This window comes from Bacillus siamensis KCTC 13613, from assembly GCF_000262045.1.
In the GTDB taxonomy this organism is placed as follows: domain Bacteria; phylum Bacillota; class Bacilli; order Bacillales; family Bacillaceae; genus Bacillus; species Bacillus siamensis.
The window spans coordinates 693,658-711,958 of record NZ_AJVF01000013.1 but is presented as its reverse complement, the minus strand read 5'-3'; the positions used below and the strand labels follow the sequence as shown (position 1 = coordinate 711,958).

General features: G+C 46.6%; 16 protein-coding genes and 1 pseudogene. 7 read left to right on the top strand and 10 right to left on the bottom strand.

Features of this window, described 5'->3' with window-relative positions; translation table 11 throughout:
- Positions 1–15: 15 nt before the first annotated feature.
- The 6 genes from galT to lacG all read right to left on the bottom strand — a co-directional run bounded on the left by galT (position 16) and on the right by lacG (position 7,193).
- Positions 16–1,515 (bottom strand): UDP-glucose--hexose-1-phosphate uridylyltransferase, encoded by a 1,500-nt coding sequence (galT, locus tag Y79_RS0103750; protein ID WP_016936496.1) that lies wholly within the window; start codon positions 1,513–1,515, stop codon positions 16–18.
- Position 1,516: 1 nt separating this feature from the next.
- Positions 1,517–2,509 carry a UDP-glucose 4-epimerase GalE gene (gene galE, locus Y79_RS0103745; RefSeq protein ID WP_016936495.1) on the bottom strand — a complete coding sequence of 331 codons (993 nt, stop codon included), beginning with the start codon at positions 2,507–2,509 and terminating at the stop codon, positions 1,517–1,519.
- A gap of 3 nt (positions 2,510–2,512) precedes the next feature.
- Positions 2,513–3,682, bottom strand: a complete 1,170-nt coding sequence (locus Y79_RS0103740) for a galactokinase (protein ID WP_016936494.1) — start codon at positions 3,680–3,682, stop codon at positions 2,513–2,515.
- A gap of 15 nt (positions 3,683–3,697) precedes the next feature.
- Positions 3,698–5,404 (bottom strand): PTS lactose transporter subunit IIBC, encoded by a 1,707-nt coding sequence (locus Y79_RS0103735; protein ID WP_016936493.1) that lies wholly within the window; start codon positions 5,402–5,404, stop codon positions 3,698–3,700.
- Positions 5,405–5,415: 11 nt separating this feature from the next.
- On the bottom strand, positions 5,416–5,730 hold the full coding sequence (locus Y79_RS0103730; protein ID WP_016936492.1) for a PTS sugar transporter subunit IIA: 315 nt from the start codon (positions 5,728–5,730) through the stop codon (positions 5,416–5,418).
- Between the two features lie 62 nt (positions 5,731–5,792).
- Positions 5,793–7,193 (bottom strand): 6-phospho-beta-galactosidase, encoded by a 1,401-nt coding sequence (lacG, locus tag Y79_RS0103725; RefSeq protein WP_016936491.1) that lies wholly within the window; start codon positions 7,191–7,193, stop codon positions 5,793–5,795.
- A gap of 252 nt (positions 7,194–7,445) precedes the next feature.
- On the opposite strand from lacG, the gene Y79_RS0103720 reads away from it, so the two are divergent.
- The gene (locus tag Y79_RS0103720) at positions 7,446–8,207 is read left to right on the top strand and encodes a DeoR/GlpR family DNA-binding transcription regulator (RefSeq protein ID WP_016936490.1); all 762 of its coding nucleotides are present in this window, start codon (positions 7,446–7,448) and stop codon (positions 8,205–8,207) included.
- 17 nt (positions 8,208–8,224) lie between these two features.
- A complete protein-coding gene (locus tag Y79_RS0103715) occupies positions 8,225–8,908 on the top strand; it encodes an HAD family hydrolase (RefSeq protein ID WP_016936489.1) in 684 nt (227 codons plus the stop codon).
- Between the two features lie 456 nt (positions 8,909–9,364).
- Here the strand turns inward: Y79_RS0103715 and Y79_RS0103710 are convergent, their stop codons facing one another.
- Complete coding sequence (locus tag Y79_RS0103710) at positions 9,365–9,697, bottom strand: hypothetical protein (protein ID WP_016936488.1); 333 nt, start codon at positions 9,695–9,697, stop codon at positions 9,365–9,367.
- A 101-nt stretch (positions 9,698–9,798) separates the two neighbouring features.
- On the opposite strand from Y79_RS0103710, the pseudogene Y79_RS1000000121925 reads away from it, so the two are divergent.
- A pseudogene (locus Y79_RS1000000121925) lies at positions 9,799–10,195 on the top strand (MgtC/SapB family protein); the annotation flags it as partial.
- Between the two features lie 580 nt (positions 10,196–10,775).
- Here Y79_RS1000000121925 and Y79_RS1000000120595 read toward each other — a convergent pair.
- The 3 genes from Y79_RS1000000120595 to Y79_RS0103690 all read right to left on the bottom strand — a co-directional run bounded on the left by Y79_RS1000000120595 (position 10,776) and on the right by Y79_RS0103690 (position 12,060).
- Positions 10,776–10,949, bottom strand: coding sequence for a YjfB family protein (locus Y79_RS1000000120595; RefSeq protein WP_016936486.1), 174 nt, complete (start codon positions 10,947–10,949; stop codon positions 10,776–10,778).
- Between the two features lie 43 nt (positions 10,950–10,992).
- Positions 10,993–11,394 (bottom strand): ribosomal maturation YjgA family protein, encoded by a 402-nt coding sequence (locus Y79_RS0103695; protein WP_016936485.1) that lies wholly within the window; start codon positions 11,392–11,394, stop codon positions 10,993–10,995.
- Between the two features lie 96 nt (positions 11,395–11,490).
- The gene (locus tag Y79_RS0103690) at positions 11,491–12,060 is read right to left on the bottom strand and encodes a YjgB family protein (protein ID WP_016936484.1); all 570 of its coding nucleotides are present in this window, start codon (positions 12,058–12,060) and stop codon (positions 11,491–11,493) included.
- A gap of 124 nt (positions 12,061–12,184) precedes the next feature.
- Between Y79_RS0103690 and fdhF the strand changes: the two genes are divergently transcribed.
- The 4 genes from fdhF to Y79_RS0103670 all read left to right on the top strand — a co-directional run bounded on the left by fdhF (position 12,185) and on the right by Y79_RS0103670 (position 18,287).
- Entirely contained in the window at positions 12,185–15,142 is a 2,958-nt protein-coding gene (gene fdhF, locus Y79_RS0103685; protein WP_016936483.1) for a formate dehydrogenase subunit alpha, read from the top strand.
- Positions 15,135–15,677, top strand: coding sequence for a helical membrane plugin domain-containing protein (locus Y79_RS0103680; protein ID WP_016936482.1), 543 nt, complete (start codon positions 15,135–15,137; stop codon positions 15,675–15,677). Before fdhF ends, Y79_RS0103680 begins: the two co-directional genes overlap by 8 nt.
- Positions 15,678–15,885: 208 nt before the next feature.
- On the top strand, positions 15,886–17,106 hold the full coding sequence (locus Y79_RS0103675) for a cytochrome P450 (RefSeq protein ID WP_016936481.1): 1,221 nt from the start codon (positions 15,886–15,888) through the stop codon (positions 17,104–17,106).
- Positions 17,103–18,287, top strand: a complete 1,185-nt coding sequence (locus tag Y79_RS0103670; protein WP_016936480.1) for a macrolide family glycosyltransferase — start codon at positions 17,103–17,105, stop codon at positions 18,285–18,287. Before Y79_RS0103675 ends, Y79_RS0103670 begins: the two co-directional genes overlap by 4 nt.
- The last annotated feature ends 14 nt before the right edge of the window (positions 18,288–18,301 follow it).

The window sequence follows — 18,301 nt, the reverse complement described above, 5'->3', positions numbered from 1 at the left end:
TTCACTCTGAATGTTTCAGCTGCCATTCTCCAATAACGTCGTGAAACGCTGAAACGCCTGAATGCCTTCGACTGTCATTTTAAAAACGCCTGCATCGGTCAGCGCGCGTAAAAATACATTCGCGGTTTCTCTTTGTAAAACAGCGGCTGCATTTTCTGGTGTCACGTCTTTATCCGCTTTGATGTTTTCAGCCCACGGAAGATGAATGTCTTTGATGTCATGAGGTTCATTCAGTAAATACTTTTTCACTTCTGCCAGCTCATCTTTCAGGCGGGGAGGTAAAACGGCGAGCCCCATCACTTCAATCAGACCGATATTTTCTTTTTTGATGTGATGAACGTCTTGATGCGGGTGAAAAATGCCATCCGGATAATCTTCGGAGATGCGGTTGTTTCTGAGGGCGAGATCGATTTCAAAATCCGTTCCCCTGCGTCTGGCAATTGGAGTGACGGTATTATGGAATTCATTCGTCTTTGCGATGACGCCGACAGTTTCGTCTGTATATTCCCGCCACTTTTCAAAAACATATGCAGCCGCCTCAGTCAGCAAATCCGGATCTTTTGCCCGCAGGCGGATCACTGATACCGGCCACTTCACGACAAAAGCCTGAACGTCTGGAAAATGACGCATACGAAAAGGATAAAGGGCGTCCGCTTTTGCCATCGGAAACTCATGCGCGCCGCCTTGATAATGATCGTGTGAAAGAATGGATCCCCCTACAATCGGCAAGTCTGCGTTTGATCCCGCGAAATAATGCGGGAAGATTTCCGTAATGGCCAGAAGTCTTCTGAAGCTGCCGCGGCTGATGTTCATCGGCTTGTGCACGCTTGAAAGAAAGATGGCGTGCTCGCTGTAATACGCATAAGGTGAGTATTGAAAACCCCATTGTTCTCCCGCTAAGTCAAGCCGGATGATGCGGTGGTTTGAACGGGCAGGGTGATGTAAAGTCCCGGCATATCCCTCGTTTTCCATACAGAGCAGACAGTTCGGATAACGGTTTTCCGGACTGTTTTTAACCAGGGCGATGTCTTTAGGGTCTTTTTCCGGCTTTGATAAATTAATTGTGATCTCCAATTCGCCAAAAGGTGTGGGTGAGCGGTACACGATATTTTTTCGGATGGCCCCCGTCTTCATATAGTCGTTGTTTTGGCTCAGACGGTAAAAATAATCTGTTGCTTTTTTCGGGCCATCTGATAACAATTCGCTGAATGTGGCATTGATCAGAGAAGGGGCCGGTGTGATTACATCCATGATCCTGCTTTCCAGCATGTCTTTTTCAGCCGGCGTGTCGTTGATGATTGACCGTTTTACCGCGTCTTTCACCATTTCGTCCAAATAGTGAAGCCTGTTTTGTTTCTTGATATGCTTCGGTTCTGCATAATCCGTCAGTCCGAGCAGATCAAGAAGCCTGTTTCTTGTATAAATCACATCTGTTTCATTTATGTCGCCTAAGACAGTGCTCTCTTTCAGAAACCCTGCCACTGATTCAAAAACTTCAATGACCGCCGCCTCCATTTCATTTGTCTTTGTATCCGTTTGGATGACGCAGATGCCAATTCCATGCTGATGCAACGATTTCCGTTATGTCCGTTTGTTTCGGATTCCAGCCGAGAATGTTCCGCGCTTTATCGCTTGATGCGATGAGCGTGCCCGGATCACCGGGTCTTCTTTCGGCCGCTCTTGCTTTTATGCCTCGCCCGGTTGCTTGCCGGGCTGCATTGACCATTTCTAATACGGAAAATCCGCTGCTTGAGCCTAAATTGAAAATGCCGCTGTCTCCGCCGTTCTGCAAATATTCCAGAGCGAGAATATGGGCATCGATTAAATCAGAAACATGAACATAATCGCGGATGCACGTGCCGTCTTTAGTATCATAGTCAGTGCCGAATATCAAAACCTCGTCCCGCTGACCGAGCGCGGTTTGTAAAAGGATAGGGATAAGGTGGGTTTCCGGATGGTGATCTTCTCCGATGGAACCGTCCGTTTTCGCGCCGGCCACGTTAAAATATCGAAGGGAGACATATTTTATGCCCCAGGCGGCATCGCACCACTTCAGCATTTTTTCTGCCATGAGTTTTGATTCGCCGTATGCGCTTTCCGGCTTTTCCGGCATGTCTTCTGTGATGGGCACTTTTTCAGGTTCGCCGTATACAGCGGCGGATGAAGAAAATACAATGTGTTTCACCCCGAATTCCTGCATGACCTCCAGTGTAATTTGTGTGCCGTACACATTATGATTGAAGTATGAAAGCGGGTCTTTCATTGATTCGCCGACAAGGGATTGAGCGGCAAAATGGAGAACGCCCGTTATGTTCTCCTTCGCAAAAACAGAGCGAAGAAACGGTTTGTCGCGGATATCTCCATGGTAAAAAACTGCCTTTTCATGAACGGCTTTCCGGTGGCCTGTCTGGAGATTATCCACAGCTATCGTTTTAAATCCTTTGTTTACTAATTGATCAACCGCATGAGAACCGATATAGCCGGCTCCGCCGAGAACGAGAATCGCCATGATTTATTTTTCCCTCCATTCAGCCGCGCCATCGCTTATATCCGCGATGTAGAAAGAAGCTTCAAGACCTGTCCTGCTGCGGTAGTGAGATGAAACAGCCCGGATAAAGCCGGCGGTTTCTCCGCTTTCCACAATGGCTATGGCGCAGCCGCCGAACCCCGCGCCCGTCATCCGCGCCCCGAGCGCTCCTTCCTTCCAGGCTGCTTCAGCCAGCGCGTCTAATTCGGCACCGGTCACTTCATAATCATCGCGTAATGAACGGTGGGACGCATTCATCAGCTCCCCGAACGTTTTCAAATCATTCAATTTGAGAGCTTCCGCGGCTGAGAGGGTCCGCTCGTTTTCATTGATTCCATGACGGGCTCTTTTGCGCAATGTTTCACGGGAGAGAAGGTGTTCGAGTTTGTTGAATTCTTCTGCCGTTAATTCCGCAAGTGATGCGATATTCCGATATTGCCGCAGTTCCGAAAGAGCCTCATCACATTCACTGCGGCGTTCATTATATTTTGAAGCTGCCAGTTCCCGGCGCTTGTTCGTATTCATAATGACGATTTTATATCCGTTAAAAGCAGCCGGAATCATTTCGTGCTCAAGCTTATCGCAGTTTAAAAGAATGGCCATGTTCTGTTTGCCTTTTTGCACTGCGAATTGATCCATAATGCCTGAATTCACGCCGATAAATTCATTTTCGACTCTTTTTCCGATAAGCGCCAGTTCAGTATCGGAAACATTCAGACTGAATAACTCTCTTAAAATGGCACCGGTTAACATTTCAATAGAAGCGGAGGAACTTAATCCGGCGCCGTTTGGAATCGTACCGTGAAAAAGAATATCCATTCCGCTGTCTATTTGGCCGCCGGCTTCGAGAAGGTAACGGATCATTCCCTTTGGATAATTGGTCCAGCCGTCTTCTTTTTTGTATGCTGTATCGTGGAGATCAAGGCAGACAATGCCGCTGTCCGGAAAGTTTTCTGAGAATAACCGGATTTGGTGATCTCCGCGTTTTGCGCAGACGGCATATGTTCCGATCGTAATCGCGCAGGGAAGAACGTGGCCGCCTATATAATCCGTATGTTCCCCGATCAGGTTGATCCGGCCGGGTGCGAAAAACAGTTCCCCGTTACTTCTCTGGAAAACGTCTTTAAATCTTGATTTCAAACGTTTGTCATCCATGATAACCCTCCGATTCTATTTTGAGGTATGCTCCAGTATGAACTGAATGGCTTTGTGCGAATTCCTGGTGAGGCCGATATATTCCGCTCCTTTCGTTGCGATGAGTTTCACATGCAGGCGGTCTGCATCTTCTTTAATGTCATCGTAATAAGAGCCGACTTGCGGAGCCAAAATGATCATATCGAAGTCTTTCATGATGTCGTAATGGGATCCGTAGGCGCCTGCTGAGGCGGTGATCGGCACGTTATATTCCTCGGCGCCCTCTGTCAGTGCGTTCGCAAGCATGGCGCTCGTTCCCGCTCCGGCGCACAGCACTAACACATTGGTGCCGTGTTCCAAGGCGGATGAGGATTCCTGAAGATTTGTGCTGATGACCGAGGCCGCGTCTTCTGAGGCGCCGGCCATTGCGGGCTGTATCTCCCGGGATGTTTGCGGCGCGGTTTCAGATTCGGTGTGTTGAGCTTCTTTCGCCGCTAATACATTGTCGTAAGCTTTACAGAATGGCAGGTATATCAGGAAATCGACAATGATTAACACAGCTGTGAGGACAAAAGCCGAAAGCCCCATCCCGGTCCCCAGAATCAGGCCGACGGGAGCCGGGGCAGCCCACGGAAGAACATACATAAAACTGTTCATTCCGATGACGTCAACGAAAAATTTAAACAGACAGACATTCACCATCGGCGTTACAACAAACGGAATGAAAAAATAAGGATTTAAAATGATCGGCGCAGCAAAGAGAAGAGGTTCGTTTACTGCGAAAGACACCGGAACCGCGGATGCTTTTCCGACTGCTTTCAATTGCTTGGATTTCGCGAAAAGAAGAAAAATAAACGGAACAACAAGGGTTGCGCCGGTTCCTCCCATAGTGCCGACGAAATTTCCGAGTCCGACGGTCAGCACGTTGGACGCCTGCTCACCGGCATTATGAAGCTGCAGGTTCGCCTCCACATTTGCGTAAATAATAGCCGCGATAGCCGGCTCCACAATAGAAGGCCCGTGAACGCCGACAAACCAGAACAGCGCCATCATTCCCCAAATGACAGAAATCCCAAGATAACCGTCTGCAACGGTAAAAAACGGCGATAAGAGAGAGGAGAGAGCCTCCGCGAACGATACGTTCAGCGTATTCCTGATCAATAAATCAATGATCACCATGGCCAAAACGGAAAAGGCGAACGGGAAAACATCTTTAAATGTTTGCGAAATGGTTCCCGGAACTTCTTTCGGCATTTTAATCGTAATATTTTTCAGAGCGCAGAATCTGTATACGTTCACTGTTATGAAAGCGGATACAAAAGCGGCTAAAAGGCCTTTTGTTCCGAGATATTCCGTCGAGAATCCGCCGTCGATTTGAGTGACGCTTAAAATGAGAAACCCGACGACTGAAGCAAGCATCGCTGAAACGGGATTGATCCCTTTGTTTTTCGGCATTTTCCGGTTCATTGATTCACTCAGGCATTTCGCAGTTGTTGCCGCAACAATCAGGCCGAGGGCGCCCATTGAATAGTTATAAACTTTCCAAAGCCATTCAGAAACATTTTTAGGCCAAGTGAAACCCAACACTTCCGGCACAGCCGCGGTGAGGATGAAAATGCTGGCGAATAAAATAACAGGCATGGCCGTTAAGAAGCCGTCACGGATCGCGCCTAAATAAATGTTTCTTGAGATTTTTTCAAAAAACGGTTTTCCCTTTTCGATTTGCTTGATGATACCGTTCATTTTTCCACTCCTTATCGGCGGCTTCGGTAGAGTTCTATAAAATCCTGAATAAGATCACGGAGCAGAAGGGTTGTCATTAAATGGTCCTGGCCGTGAACGAAAATAAACCCTAATTCCATGTCCTTGCCGTCAGCTTCTTCAGCTAACATTTTCGTTTGCACATTGTGGGCGAGGGTTAGATTTTCATCTGCGCTTTTTAATGCTGCTTCCGTGTTTTCGAAGTTTCCCGCACGGACTTCTTTCAAGACTTTCAATAAAGTGCTTCTGGCATCGCCGGCATAGGCGACGATTTCAAAACCGAGCATCTGCAATTCTTCCTTTGTCATGAAAAAACCTCCTAAAGACGGCACACATGATGAAAAGAGATTCTTTTCACCATGTATGATCGTTAAATGATTGTTTTTGTTTCACTTACAAGTTTGTACCAGTAGGCCGATTCTTTCGGATACCGTTTTTGGGTGTCGAAGTCGACGTAAAAAAGACCGTAACGTTTGTTGTAGCCGTTGGTCCATGAAAATAAATCCATTAAGGACCATAAGAAATATCCCTTTACGTTGACCCCGTCGCTAATCGCTTTGCTGACGGCTTCTAAATATACTTTTAAATAGTCGATTCTTGCCTTATCCATAATGATGCCGTCTTCAAATTCATCTTTATAGCCCATGCCGTTTTCAGTAATGTAAATTTTGTTATATTGCGGATAGTCCCGTTTGATGCGCATCAGCATGTCATACATGCCTTCAGGATAAATGAGCCAGTCCCAATCGGTCCGTTTCAGGCCTTCTTTGTAAATTCTTTCGCCGATCCCTTTTACTTTATAGACCGAAGTGCCCTTATCGCCCGTTCCGTTATGGTGAATAACGGTCTCTCCGTCGTACGCTTTGACGAAATGGCATTGGTAATGATTGATGCCGAGATAATCATTGCGCGTTGAAGCTTTTTTCATCACGTCAAAATCGCTGTCTGAAAACTCGTATGAAGCGCCGTTCGCCTCACAGATTTCATCCAGAGCACGCATGGTTTCTTCAGAATAATAGCCGAGGTAGGTGGCATCCAGAAGGAATCTCACTGATAACGCGTCATCGAGAAAGCAGGCATGGCGGTCTTCTTCCGAGTCACTGGCGGGGTATTTTGTTTCCAGTGAGTGGACGACACCGATTTCTCCCGGATAGCCGCCTTCTTTAAAGAGGTTGACGGTCATCGCATGCGCCACCATCATGTGATGGAGGCATTGAATGACTTTTGTGATATCACTTTTAACAGATGGCGGGAAAACGCCGAGTAAATACTGGTTGGTGGCTGTAGGATAGATTTCGTTAAACGTGCTCCAATATCGGATTTCGCTGAATTCTTTAAAGCAAAACTCCGCATACTTGACGAACGCATCTATTGCGGCGCGGTTGAGAAAATCTCCCTGATCAAATAATCCTTTCGGCGTATCGAAATGATGAAGCGTGACAAAAGGGGTGACGCTGCGTTTTTGGCACTCTGAGAAAATACGATGATAGTAATCCACGCCTTCCTGATTGATTTCGCCCGTGCCGTCAGGGAAAATTCTCGTCCATGCTATAGAAAGGCGGATGCCGTTTATTCCGAATTTCTCACATAGTTTGATATCTTCCGGAAACTGCCGGTAAAAATCACTTGCCGGATCAGGGCTGAATCTTCCCTGTTTTTCAAGAAATTCATCCCAGGCTACAGGCCCTTTGCCGCCTTCTTTTGTGGCGCCTTCCGCTTGGTATGCCGCAGTCGCCCCGCCGAAAATAAAGTCATGAGGTAATTTGAGCATTACTGAATCCTCCTTTGCCAATGTGTGAATTGAAGTTTGTTAATGTTTGTAAATGTTATCTTTTGTTTAATAGTAAACGCATACATTTTTGTTGTCAATAGCTTCATAAGGAAATAATAACTGTGTTTACAAGGGTGAAACAAGTTTTTCAATGTTTTATATGTTGATAATATTGTTTGTTATTGTTTGTTTTTGTTGACCAGATTGGCGTGGTATGTTAGATTGTGTGTAAAGTTGAGGGGATGATTGAGTATGTTAAAAAAAGAGCGTCTTTTAAAAATCATCGATATCGTAAACTCGCGGGGGTTTATTACGGTGAGTGATATTATCGATGAATTGGAAGTTTCTGATATGACGGTGAGAAGAGATCTGGATGAGCTGGATAAGGCCGGAAAAATCGTGCGTATTCACGGAGGCGCACAGAGCATTTCTTATTCCATTGACCACGAATTATCGCATAATGAAAAACTGGATGTTCAAATGGAGGAGAAGGGGAAAATCGCGGAACTCGCGGCTTCATATGTAAATGATGGCGATACCGTTTTTTTAGGACCGGGCACGACAATTGAACTTTTAGCGAAACACCTGCTGCATAAGAGGATCCGAATTATCACCAACAACTACCCCGTGTTTGATATTTTAAAGCATGGCGACACTGCGGATACCATTCTGATTGGCGGCGACTTCCGAAAAAACACCGGTGCATTCGTCGGCCCTATTGTAAACGGCAACCTGCAGAAATTCAATTTTACGAAAGCCTTCATCAGCGCAAACGGCATACATAATGATGAGATTTCTTCTTATAGCATTGAAGAAGGAGAAGCCCATCAAATCGCGCTGAATAATTCGCGGACGAAATTTTTGCTGGCGGACAATAAAAAATTCAACCGGGAAGATTTTTACGTGTTCTACAACTTACACGATATGGATTATTTGATTACGGATGATAAAGTGATGAAAGATGTTCAGATCCATTATGAGCAATATGTGGATGTCAAAATCGTAAAAAAATAAAAAGGGGAGGCGGTTCGATGAAAGGGGTTATTTTTGATTTCAACGGCACGATGTTTCAAGATTCACATCTCCACGAAAAAGCGTGGTTTTACATGGTGAAACATTACTCTCCGAAAGCGATTTCTGATGAAGATATTTTCATTAACATTCACGGAAGAACAAACAGTGAAATCCTGACGCATTTTATTTCCAACGATTTAACAAATGAAGAAATCAAGAAGATGTCTTTTGAAAAAGAAGCCTACTACAGAGAATTATGCCTTGAAAACAAAGCGGAGTTAAAGCTGACGAAGGGCCTGCCCGGCGTCTTAAACCATCTGAAAAAGTCAGGAATGCCGATGACCATCGCCACGGCTACGGTAAAGGAAAATGTCGAGTTTTACTTTGATGTCTTTCATTTGGGGAAGTGGTTTGATTTTGACAAAGTCACGTTTGATGACGGAAGCTTCCCCGGAAAGCCGGCGCCGGATATTTTTATCATCGCATCGGAAAAATTAGGCCTTAACCCTGAAGAGTGCCTAGTCATTGAAGATGCCTTTTCCGGGCTCACAGCGGCGAAAAAAGCAGGTGCGGGCAAGATTGTGGCCATTGACCCGTTCGGAAAAAACCGCGCGTTATTTGAAGAAAAACATCTGGCGGATGACGGGATACTGACAGATTTCACCTCGTTTTTTGAGGTGATTGCCGGACATTCTGTTTGAGAGATGCAGTTGGATTGATGGTGACCTTTATGTAAGATCTTTTGATGTATTATCCAAAATTTAGTGTAAAAAACGCTCCCTATTAATATATGTGCAACAGAAACCGAAGTTTTTGATGAGTTCTAAATGAATATATTTAGAATATGAATCTGCTTTGGATAGGTGGAATCGCAAAAAATTTTAAGAGCTTTGCAAAACACTTCAACAGCTGTTCTTCATAATAGGGTTTACAATGTTGAAGGTAGAAAAAGTCCTATTTAGCAAGCCCTCTTTTAAAAAAGAGGGTTTTTTTTATGAGGTGCTTATCCTTTTTCAGTTGCGCTTTTGTTTTTATAATGATTTTCTCATCGGAGGCGGCATTTTTTGGATCAGAAAGGTGTTCGCCTTAATTGAGAAGATAAAGGAAGTTGAAAAAGATATGCCGTTTGCGGATGTCAGCCTGTCTTTTGAGAAAGATCATTCTTCAATGACGCTTATTTCCCCCGTACCGAAAAAAAGTGAAACACGTTCTCCTCGCTTTTCATAGGTTCTGATAAGTCCTTCCTGATTTTTAAGTTTCCAGCCTTTTTCGGATATTTCCAATTGGTATAAACCGCTCGGACCTTCTTCTTCTTTTGCTAAACGGTATGTATAGTTTGAAACGTATTTTCCTTTTTCATATTCCTTTGTTTTGCTGTGCATAGCGAATAATGGCACCGGGAAATCCGGGTGAGAAACGGATGCTTTATATCCTCCTAAAATAAATAAGCTAAATAACAATAATATAAAAAACCACAGAATATATTTCATAAAACCTCCTTATGTCAATTAGTCGGTGCATTTTAAAAAAAGATACACCGTATGATTGGGTTGTAAAAGCGGGTAAGAAGATAAGGAAAGGAGAGAGACGGATGGAACTTGATTTTGTGATTCGTCTGGCGGTTGCGGGGCTGCTTGGGGCCCTGATTGGATTGGAGAGAGAATTCAGGGCGAAGGAGGCCGGTTTGAGGACGCATTTTCTAGTGGCCGTCGGCAGCGCCTTGATGATGATTGTTTCCAAATATGGATTTTTTGATTTGTTATCCAACAGCCATACGTCCTTTGACCCGAGCCGGGTGGCGGCGCAGGTTGTCAGCGGTGTCGGATTTTTAGGGGCCGGCACGATTATTTTGCAGCGGCATGTCGTGCGGGGGCTTACGACAGCCGCGGGGATTTGGGCTACGTCCGGGATCGGTCTGACGATCGGGGCGGGTATGTATGTCATCGGTATTAGCGGCACGATATTGGCGTTAATCGGGCTTGAACTTTTAAATTTTCTGTTTAAACCGGCGGCGCATTCTCTGTCTGTCAGTTTCCAGATTGAGGAGAAGGCCGTTATGCATGAAATTTTAACTTCGCTTGAAGCAAAGGGAATTCTCATCACGTCCTATGAATTGAATAAGGCGGTGCTTGAAGTGAAGGGAAGGGTGAAAAGCAAAAGCGGAAAAGCCGCGGTGATGGAGAAAGTTCAATCCCTCCCGTATATCCTGTCCGTCAAAGTTGAATAGCAAAAAGGGGAAGCTCCCCTTTCTGCGGTCATTTCTTTTCAAACATTAATACCAAGGATAGAACGGGATATACGGCCGCGGATAGTATGGATACGGTCTGGGGAAATAATAAGGCGGCCGCGGATAGTATGGATATGGTGTGGGGAAATAATAAGGCGGCCGCGGATAATGATACGGCACCCGCTCGTGGCTCTCGGCTGTGTACTCATGATCAAAAGGATCGTACAAGAGGAAAACCTCCTTTGAAAGAGTTATTCCGTTTACCATATTCCTGTATGCCCGGTATGGTGTGCGTACTCCGGGCAGAAAAAAAGACGCCGGTTATCATCCGGCATCTTTTTTTACACTTTTACATCAATTGAATGTCCGGCAGTCGGGTGCTGGGCCGGCAGCATTTTCACAGTTTCTTCCGCAGCGGCCTGGGCATTCTGCATGACCGTTTTTGTTAACGCGATATTTACATTCTGCGCCAGAGGTGCCTGGTGCATAGCGATTGATAACGCAGGGATATCCATAGCTTCCACCTCCTTATCCCTTCATATCGGCGGCGTGCTCCGATTATGAAGAGAGCCGGCGTTTTCTTTTAACGGCCCATTCTAAAAGTGCGGCCGCGCATACTCCGAGGGTATAGGCGAAAATGTCGCTCCAGACAAATTGCCAGCCGAGGATCAGCCCGCCGAGCGTGCTGCTTCTGATCGCGTCAATCCACGGCGCATGATACAGCTGGCTGCATTCAATCAGACAGCAAAACGAGAGGCTCAGGATAGCGGCTGTTTCCGTCCGGATGTTTCGAAATAAAAAACCGAATCCGGTAAAAATCATTGCCGCCCACAGGGCGTCTCCTAAATAAGCGGTTATCATGCCGGGCAATAGGTTGGTAATGCAGGCGGTTCTGGATAGTAAACCGAGGGCGATGATAAAAACGGTCAATGCCCCGTATGTCAATCGATGTCTGTTCACTTCACACTGTTCCCCTTTTTTGTACTCCCATGTATTGTAAGGAATGACGGAGAAGCTGTCTATGAAAAAAACGGCCCGGGAGGCCGCTTTTTCGGATTATCTTTCTTTTAGGTTGACATGGTCTGCTTTTTGATCACTGCCGATAACGAAGCGAAGCTCATACTGTCCCGTATGATAGACGTAATCTGTTTCGCCCGTTTTCGGCACTGTCAGGATTTTGTCAGCGCTGCCGATTTGTTTGCTTAAAACGTCAGGTGTGACGCTGCCGAGGTTTAAACGCCGTTCCACCCCTGTCCCGAAATAGCGGATTTCTGAGATTTTGCCGTTTTTATGATAGGAAAATCCATAACCGGGGTTTCCCATGTTCCAGCTGTATAAATCAAATGGATTGCGGCTGTCCGCTTTCTGTTCCGGCTGGCCGATTTTATCGTAAACATCCTGTCTCGTGCTTTGGTTGATTTTCAGGCCTTTCACTTGTTGCGGCATTTCCCCTTGAAACGCCGATTGATAAAGGCTGTTCACCAGTTCTTGTGCACGTTGATCTTCCGTTTTTGAAGCGGCTTCGGCATGAACGGACTGTGTATCCGAAACTGCTTCTGCGCTGAATGCGCCGCCTGTGAGCATCACGGCCGACAATCCCGTGATGAGTGTTTTTTTCTTCAGCATATGTGAATGCCTCCTTTTTACCGCTCATACCCGTATGTTTCCTCAGTTAAACGGGATGTTTTAGTGAAAGGCCGGCTGGGAATCATAAAGGATGTATAGAGGGGAACAGAAAGGGGAAAAGAAAATGGCTGATACAAAGAAGGTTACAATCAATGGCGTTGAAATGGAAGCCGCAGACGGACAAACCGTTTTGCAGCTTTTGAACAATAGTTCAATTGACGTGCCGCACGTGTGCTATCATCCGAGTCTCGGTCCGATTGAAACGTGCGATACTTGTATCGTCAGTGTTAACGGGGAACTCGTCCGTTCGTGTTCCGCGCAAATAAAGGACGGAGATGTCATTGATACGCTTTCGTCCGATGTGAAAAAAGCGCAGATTATCGGCATGGGCAACATTCTGCACAACCATGAATTATACTGCACAGTTTGTGATTACAACAATGGGAGCTGCGAAGTACATAATACCGTAAAGGAAATGAAAATCAATCACCAAAGCATTCCGTTCGATCAAAAACCGTACCCTAAAGATGAATCAAATCCGTTTTACCGGTATGATCCCGATCAGTGCATCTTATGCGGACGCTGCGTCGAAGCCTGTCAGGACGTACAGGTAACTGAGACGTTAAGTATCGATTGGGAGCGCAAACGCCCGCGGGTCATTTGGGATCAGGATGTGCCGATTAATGAATCATCATGTGTTTCCTGCGGACATTGTTCAACCGTATGTCCGTGCAATGCCATGATGGAAAAAGGCATGGAAGGCGAAGCGGGTTATTTAACAGGCATCAATGAAGAGACGCTTCGGCCGATGATTGACATCACAAAAGGCGTCGAAACCGGCTACGGCTCGATTTTAGCCATATCGGACATGGAATCGGCCATGCGTGATGAAAGAATCAAAAAGACGAAAACCGTATGCACATACTGCGGTGTCGGCTGCAGCTTTGATATATGGACGAAAGGAAGAGACATTTTAAAGGTAGAACCTCAGGCCGAGGCGCCCGCAAACGGAATTTCGACGTGTGTAAAAGGGAAATTCGGCTGGGATTTCGTCAATAGTGAAAAGCGCCTTACCAAACCGCTTATACGGGAAGGGGATTCGTTTCGGGAGGCGGAATGGGATGAAGCGCTGCAGCTGATCGCCGATAAATTTACCGATATAAAAGAACATTTCGGCCCGGACGCGCTTGCTTTTATCACATCTTCCAAATGCACGAATGAAGAATCATACGTGATGCAGAAGCTTGCCAGAGCCGTGATCGGCACAAATAATGTCGACAACTGCTCACGCTACTGTCAGTCTCCGGCTACGGCCGGTTTGTTCAGAACGGTCGGCTACGGCGGCGATTCAGGATCGATTACAGATATAGAACAAGCTGAGCTCGTACTGATTATCGGCTCAAATACGTCTGATTCTCACCCCGTTCTGTCTACACGTATTAAACGTTCCCATAAGCTGCACGGACAGAAGCTCGTCGTGGCGGACTTGCGAAAGCATGAAATGGCCGAGCGCTCCGACGTGTTTTTCCAGCCGCGTGCCGGATCGGATATTGTCTGGCTGAACGCCGTATCGAAGTATCTGCTTGATCACGATTTGGCGGATACCGCATTTCTGAATGAAAGAGTGAACGGATTAGATGAATTTGTGAAAAGCCTTGAACCTTACACGATGGAATATGCTGAAAAACATACCGGTGTGGACAAGGAGACCTTAATCAAAGTAGCGCGGATGATTCATGAAGCCGGCAGTGTGTGTGCGCTGTGGGCAATGGGGGTTACCCAGCATATCGGAGGAAGTGATACGAGCACGGCCATTTCCAACCTGCTGCTTGTGACCGGAAATTACGGCAAGCCCGGGGCAGGCTCATATCCGCTTCGGGGCCATAATAACGTGCAAGGTGCCAGTGATTTCGGCAGCATGCCTGACAGCTTCCCCGGTTATGAAAAAGTAACGGATGAAAAAGCCCGCAAAAAGTATGAACAGGGCTGGGGAGCAGACCTGCCGAAAGAAATCGGAATGACAAATCATGAAATGATCGAAGGCATCCACTCGGGAAAACTGAAGTCGATGTACTTAAAAGGAGAAGAAATGGGGCTTGTCGACTCCAACATTAACCATGTTCATGCCGCCTTTGAAAAGCTTGATTTCTTCGTTGTGCAGGATATTTTTCTCTCGCGGACGGCCGAGTTCGCCGATGTGGTGCTCCCGGCAAGCCCGAGCCTTGAAAAAGAAGGCACGTTTACGAATACGGAACGGAGGGTGCAGCGCCTTTACCAAGTGTTTGAACCGCTGGGCGATTCAAAGCCTGACTGGCAGATCATTACGGACATCGCCAACCGGCTGGGCGCTGATTGGCGCTATGAACATCCGGCAGACATTATGGAAGAAGCGGCGATGCTTTCACCGCTCTACGCAGGCGTCACTTACGAACGTCTCGAAGGCTACAATTCACTGCAATGGCCCGTTGCGGCGGACGGAACCGATTCACCGCTTTTATTTACGGAGAAGTTCCCGTTTTCAGACGGCAAAGCGGTTCTTTATCCCGTTCAGTGGACCGAGCCGAAAGAATTTGATGAAGAGTATGATCTCCATGTGAATAACGGGCGGCTGCTTGAGCATTTTCACGAAGGAAACCTGACTTACCGGTCAAAAGGAATTTCCAAAAAAACACCGAGTGTGTTTCTGGAGGTCTCACCCGAACTCGCTGAAGAAAGAGGGCTTGAAGACGGGACGCTTGTCCGCCTGACATCACCGTACGGAAATGTGAAAGTCAAATGCGTCATTACAGACCGGGTAAAAGGCAAACAGGTTTATCTGCCGATGAACGATTCAAAAGATGCCGCCATTAACCTTTTAACAAGCAGCTATGCGGATAAGGATACGGATACACCAGCCTATAAAGAAACCTCAGCGAAGATGGAGATTTTGAAAAAAAAAGGCATTAATCCGCTTCCGAAAATCAATTTCCGTTACGGAAACCCGCAGCCGCAGATCGGTGTCCAGGTTGAGCGGAAATGGGCGCGAAAAGATTATGTATTTCCGGGAGACGCGGTAAAAAGGGGGAAACAGCAAAATGGCTAAAGCAACCCGCACCATCCGAAAACAGACCGTCACGGAAGAAGACAAACGAAGAAAGGATTTAGAAGAGATTGAGACGGCTCTCCTGCAAAATAAAGACGCGATTTTGGAGTCTTTGCACATTCTTCAGCACATGAATGAGCGCGGCGTTTTGGCGCTTCTGCGCGGACTTTTCGGCCAGGGCGACAAAGTGATGGACATCCTCGTGAAGAAGGCGAATACGCCGGAAACGGCCAATATGCTGAAAAATCTCCTGCTGTTAACCGGCGTCCTCGGCATGCTTGATGTAAAACAGCTTGAGCCGTTTATCGTCAAAATCAACGCGGGCGTCACAAAGGCTGTTGAGGAGAAAGACAGCAGCAAAAAGACGGGTTATTTTGATATCGTCCGCGCTTTAAAAGACCCGGAAATCAACAAGGCCGTCACGCTGCTGTTTTCTTTCCTGAAAGGCATGGGTGCTGATACAAGCGACATGGAGAGAAATACGCGGCCTCCTGAAGACCAAAAGCACCATCAGGAACCGCAGACGAATGAGTGAACATCACCCCCCGAGCCTCTCATACGGCTCGGGTTTTTTGTGCGTTCACGCTGCTTTCTTGGGAAAAATTTCACCTCGGGATTCATGACTTTTGTTGTGTTATGTTAATAGTTAAGGTTATGAATAGAAAAAAATTGAAAATATGTGCTAGGATAAAATTCAAAGTAGGTCAACTGTTCAAATATGAAACAATCAGGAGTGATAAAACATGAGTAAGCTGAGGAGCCCGAGACAAGCCATCCAAAGAACCCTGATGAAAGGAAAAAACGGTCTGGACGTATACAATCCTTTTCCTTGGTACGAAAAAATGAGACGGGAAAGCCCCATTCAATTTGATGAAGAAACTAAGGTATGGAGTGTGTTTTTATATGATGATGTCAAAAGGGTCATCAGTGATAAAGAGACTTTCTCAAGCCTTATGCCAGACGTGAAAAGCTCGATTGCAAAGTCCATGCTGAATATGGACCCGCCGAAGCATACCCAAATCAGATCGGCCGTCAATCGCGCTTTCACTCCGCGCGTACTGAAGGAATGGGAGCCGAGAATTGAAGACATTACAGAAAATCTGCTGAAACAGGCAAAGAACAAAGGGCGGATTGATATCGTGAAAGATCTTTCCTATCCTTTGCCGGTCACGGTGATTTCAGAATTATTAGGCGTCCCGTCCGAATACATGGAGCAGTTTAAAAAATGGTCGGACATTCTCGTCAGCATGCCGAAAGATGCGAGTCCTGAAGCGGCGGAGAAAAATCAGCAGGAGCGTGACCAATGTGAGGCGGAGCTGGCGGCGTTTTTTGCGGAAATAATAGAACGCAAACGAAAACAGCCCGGCCGAGACATTATTTCTATTTTGATCAAAGAGGAAGAAGAGGGGGAGAAGCTATCGGCAGAAGACCTGATTCCGTTTTGCAATTTGCTTTTAGTAGCGGGAAATGAAACAACGACTAATCTCATTTCAAATGCGGTTTACAGTATATTAGAGACGCCCGGCCTTTATGAAGAATTGAGGCAGGACCCTTCTCTCATCGCGCAAACGGTGGAGGAAACACTGCGTTTTCGCGCCCCCGCTCCATTTGTCAGAAGGACGGTCCGGCATGATACTGAATTGTGCGGCCGCCGTCTGAAAACCGGGGATATCGTTCTTTGCTATATTGCATCTGCCAACCGTGATGAAAACAAATTTGAGCAGGCTGACGTATTTGATATTCATCGCCGGTCAAATCCGCACCTCTCCTTCGGGTTCGGTATACACTTCTGCTTAGGAGCCCCGCTTGCCAGACTTGAAGCGGAAGTTGCGCTAAAAGGAATTGTAAAGTCCTTTCCACACCTGGAGCCCGTCCGGATTGAGCCGATCCGAAACAGTGTCATGTACGGGCTGGAGTCTTTAGAAGCGGAGATAAACGAAAATAAGGGAGAGAAACAAAGATGAGACAAACACACATCGCCATTATTAATGTGGGCGCTCACGGCCATGTCAATCCCACGCTGCCCGTAGCCGAAGAGCTTGTCAATCGCGGGCACAGAGTGACATTCGCTACGACTGAGGAATTCGAGGCTTCCGTTGCCAAAACGGGTGCCGTTCCTCTTTTATACCGCACAAGCATTAAGGCGGATCCGAAGACGATAAAAGAACGGGTAAATAAAAATGACGCGTTTGTGATGTTTCTGGAAGAAGCGGTTGAAGTGCTTCCGCAGCTGGAAGAGCTGTACAAAGACGACCTTCCCGACATCGTCCTGTTTGATTTTTTAGCGCTTGCCGGAAAGTTATTTGCGGATAATGGCGGCATCCCGGCCGTAAAGTTCTGCCCAAGCTATGCAATGAATGAGTATTTTCAATTAGGAAGAGACGAAGAAACGATGGAAGCCGCCAAACAGGCGATAGAAGAATATCAGGAGAAAATTGAAAATGAACAACTGAAACGGATGACGATGGAAGAGTTTTTCATGCCTGAAAAACTGAATATCGTCTTTATGCCAAGAGCCTTTCAGCCGAAACAGGAAACCTTTGATGAACGGTTTTGTTTTGCCGGTCCGTCCCTTGGGAAACGCACAAATACGGGAAGTTTGGAAATTGATGCGGCTGATGACCGTCCGCTTATGCTCATCTCTCTTGGAACTGCGTTTAACGCTTGGCCTGAATTTTACCAAATGTGTATCGATGCGTTTCGGGACTCAGACTGGCGGGTTATTATGTCAGTCGGCACAACAATTGATCCGGACAGTTTTTCGGATGTGCCCGATCACTTTATTATCCGCCAGCACGTTCCGCAGCTTGATGTACTGGAGAAAGCAAAGCTGTTCGTATCTCACGGCGGGATGAACAGTACAATGGAGGCGATGAATGCGGGTGTTCCGCTCGTTGTCGTTCCGCAAATGCACGAACAAGAGGTCACTGCAAAGCGCGTGGATGAATTGGGGCTCGGCGTGCATCTGCCGCCGAAGGAAGTCACTGCGGCGCGTCTCCAAAAAGACGTTCAGAAAGTTTACGGTGATAAAAACATCCTCAGCCGTGTGAAAAGCATGCAGCAGAAAATAGAAGAAACCGGCGGCGCCAAACAGGCTGTTTGTGCCATTGAAGAATTTCTGAAAGAGGCGTCCGTCGAAAATTGATTGAAAAAACAGGC

What these genes read in the sequence shown, in the direction of transcription:
- Y79_RS0103720 (WP_016936490.1), top strand. Translation starts at nt 7,446, where the DNA reads ATGTTAAAAAAAGAGCGTCTTTTAAAAATCATCGATATCGTAAACTCG.
- Y79_RS0103735 (WP_016936493.1), bottom strand. Translation starts at nt 5,404, where the DNA reads ATGAACGGTATCATCAAGCAAATCGAAAAGGGAAAACCGTTTTTTGAA.
- Y79_RS0103715 (WP_016936489.1), top strand. Translation starts at nt 8,225, where the DNA reads ATGAAAGGGGTTATTTTTGATTTCAACGGCACGATGTTTCAAGATTCA.
- lacG (WP_016936491.1), bottom strand. Translation starts at nt 7,193, where the DNA reads ATGCTCAAATTACCTCATGACTTTATTTTCGGCGGGGCGACTGCGGCA.
- Y79_RS1000000120595 (WP_016936486.1), bottom strand. Translation starts at nt 10,949, where the DNA reads ATGGATATCCCTGCGTTATCAATCGCTATGCACCAGGCACCTCTGGCG.
- galE (WP_016936495.1), bottom strand. Translation starts at nt 2,509, where the DNA reads ATGGCGATTCTCGTTCTCGGCGGAGCCGGCTATATCGGTTCTCATGCG.
- Y79_RS0103730 (WP_016936492.1), bottom strand. Translation starts at nt 5,730, where the DNA reads ATGACAAAGGAAGAATTGCAGATGCTCGGTTTTGAAATCGTCGCCTAT.
- fdhF (WP_016936483.1), top strand. Translation starts at nt 12,185, where the DNA reads ATGGCTGATACAAAGAAGGTTACAATCAATGGCGTTGAAATGGAAGCC.
- Y79_RS0103740 (WP_016936494.1), bottom strand. Translation starts at nt 3,682, where the DNA reads ATGGATGACAAACGTTTGAAATCAAGATTTAAAGACGTTTTCCAGAGA.
- galT (WP_016936496.1), bottom strand. Translation starts at nt 1,515, where the DNA reads ATGGAGGCGGCGGTCATTGAAGTTTTTGAATCAGTGGCAGGGTTTCTG.
- Y79_RS0103670 (WP_016936480.1), top strand. Translation starts at nt 17,103, where the DNA reads ATGAGACAAACACACATCGCCATTATTAATGTGGGCGCTCACGGCCAT.
- Y79_RS0103690 (WP_016936484.1), bottom strand. Translation starts at nt 12,060, where the DNA reads ATGCTGAAGAAAAAAACACTCATCACGGGATTGTCGGCCGTGATGCTC.
- Y79_RS0103675 (WP_016936481.1), top strand. Translation starts at nt 15,886, where the DNA reads ATGAGTAAGCTGAGGAGCCCGAGACAAGCCATCCAAAGAACCCTGATG.
- Y79_RS0103710 (WP_016936488.1), bottom strand. Translation starts at nt 9,697, where the DNA reads ATGAAATATATTCTGTGGTTTTTTATATTATTGTTATTTAGCTTATTT.
- Y79_RS0103680 (WP_016936482.1), top strand. Translation starts at nt 15,135, where the DNA reads ATGGCTAAAGCAACCCGCACCATCCGAAAACAGACCGTCACGGAAGAA.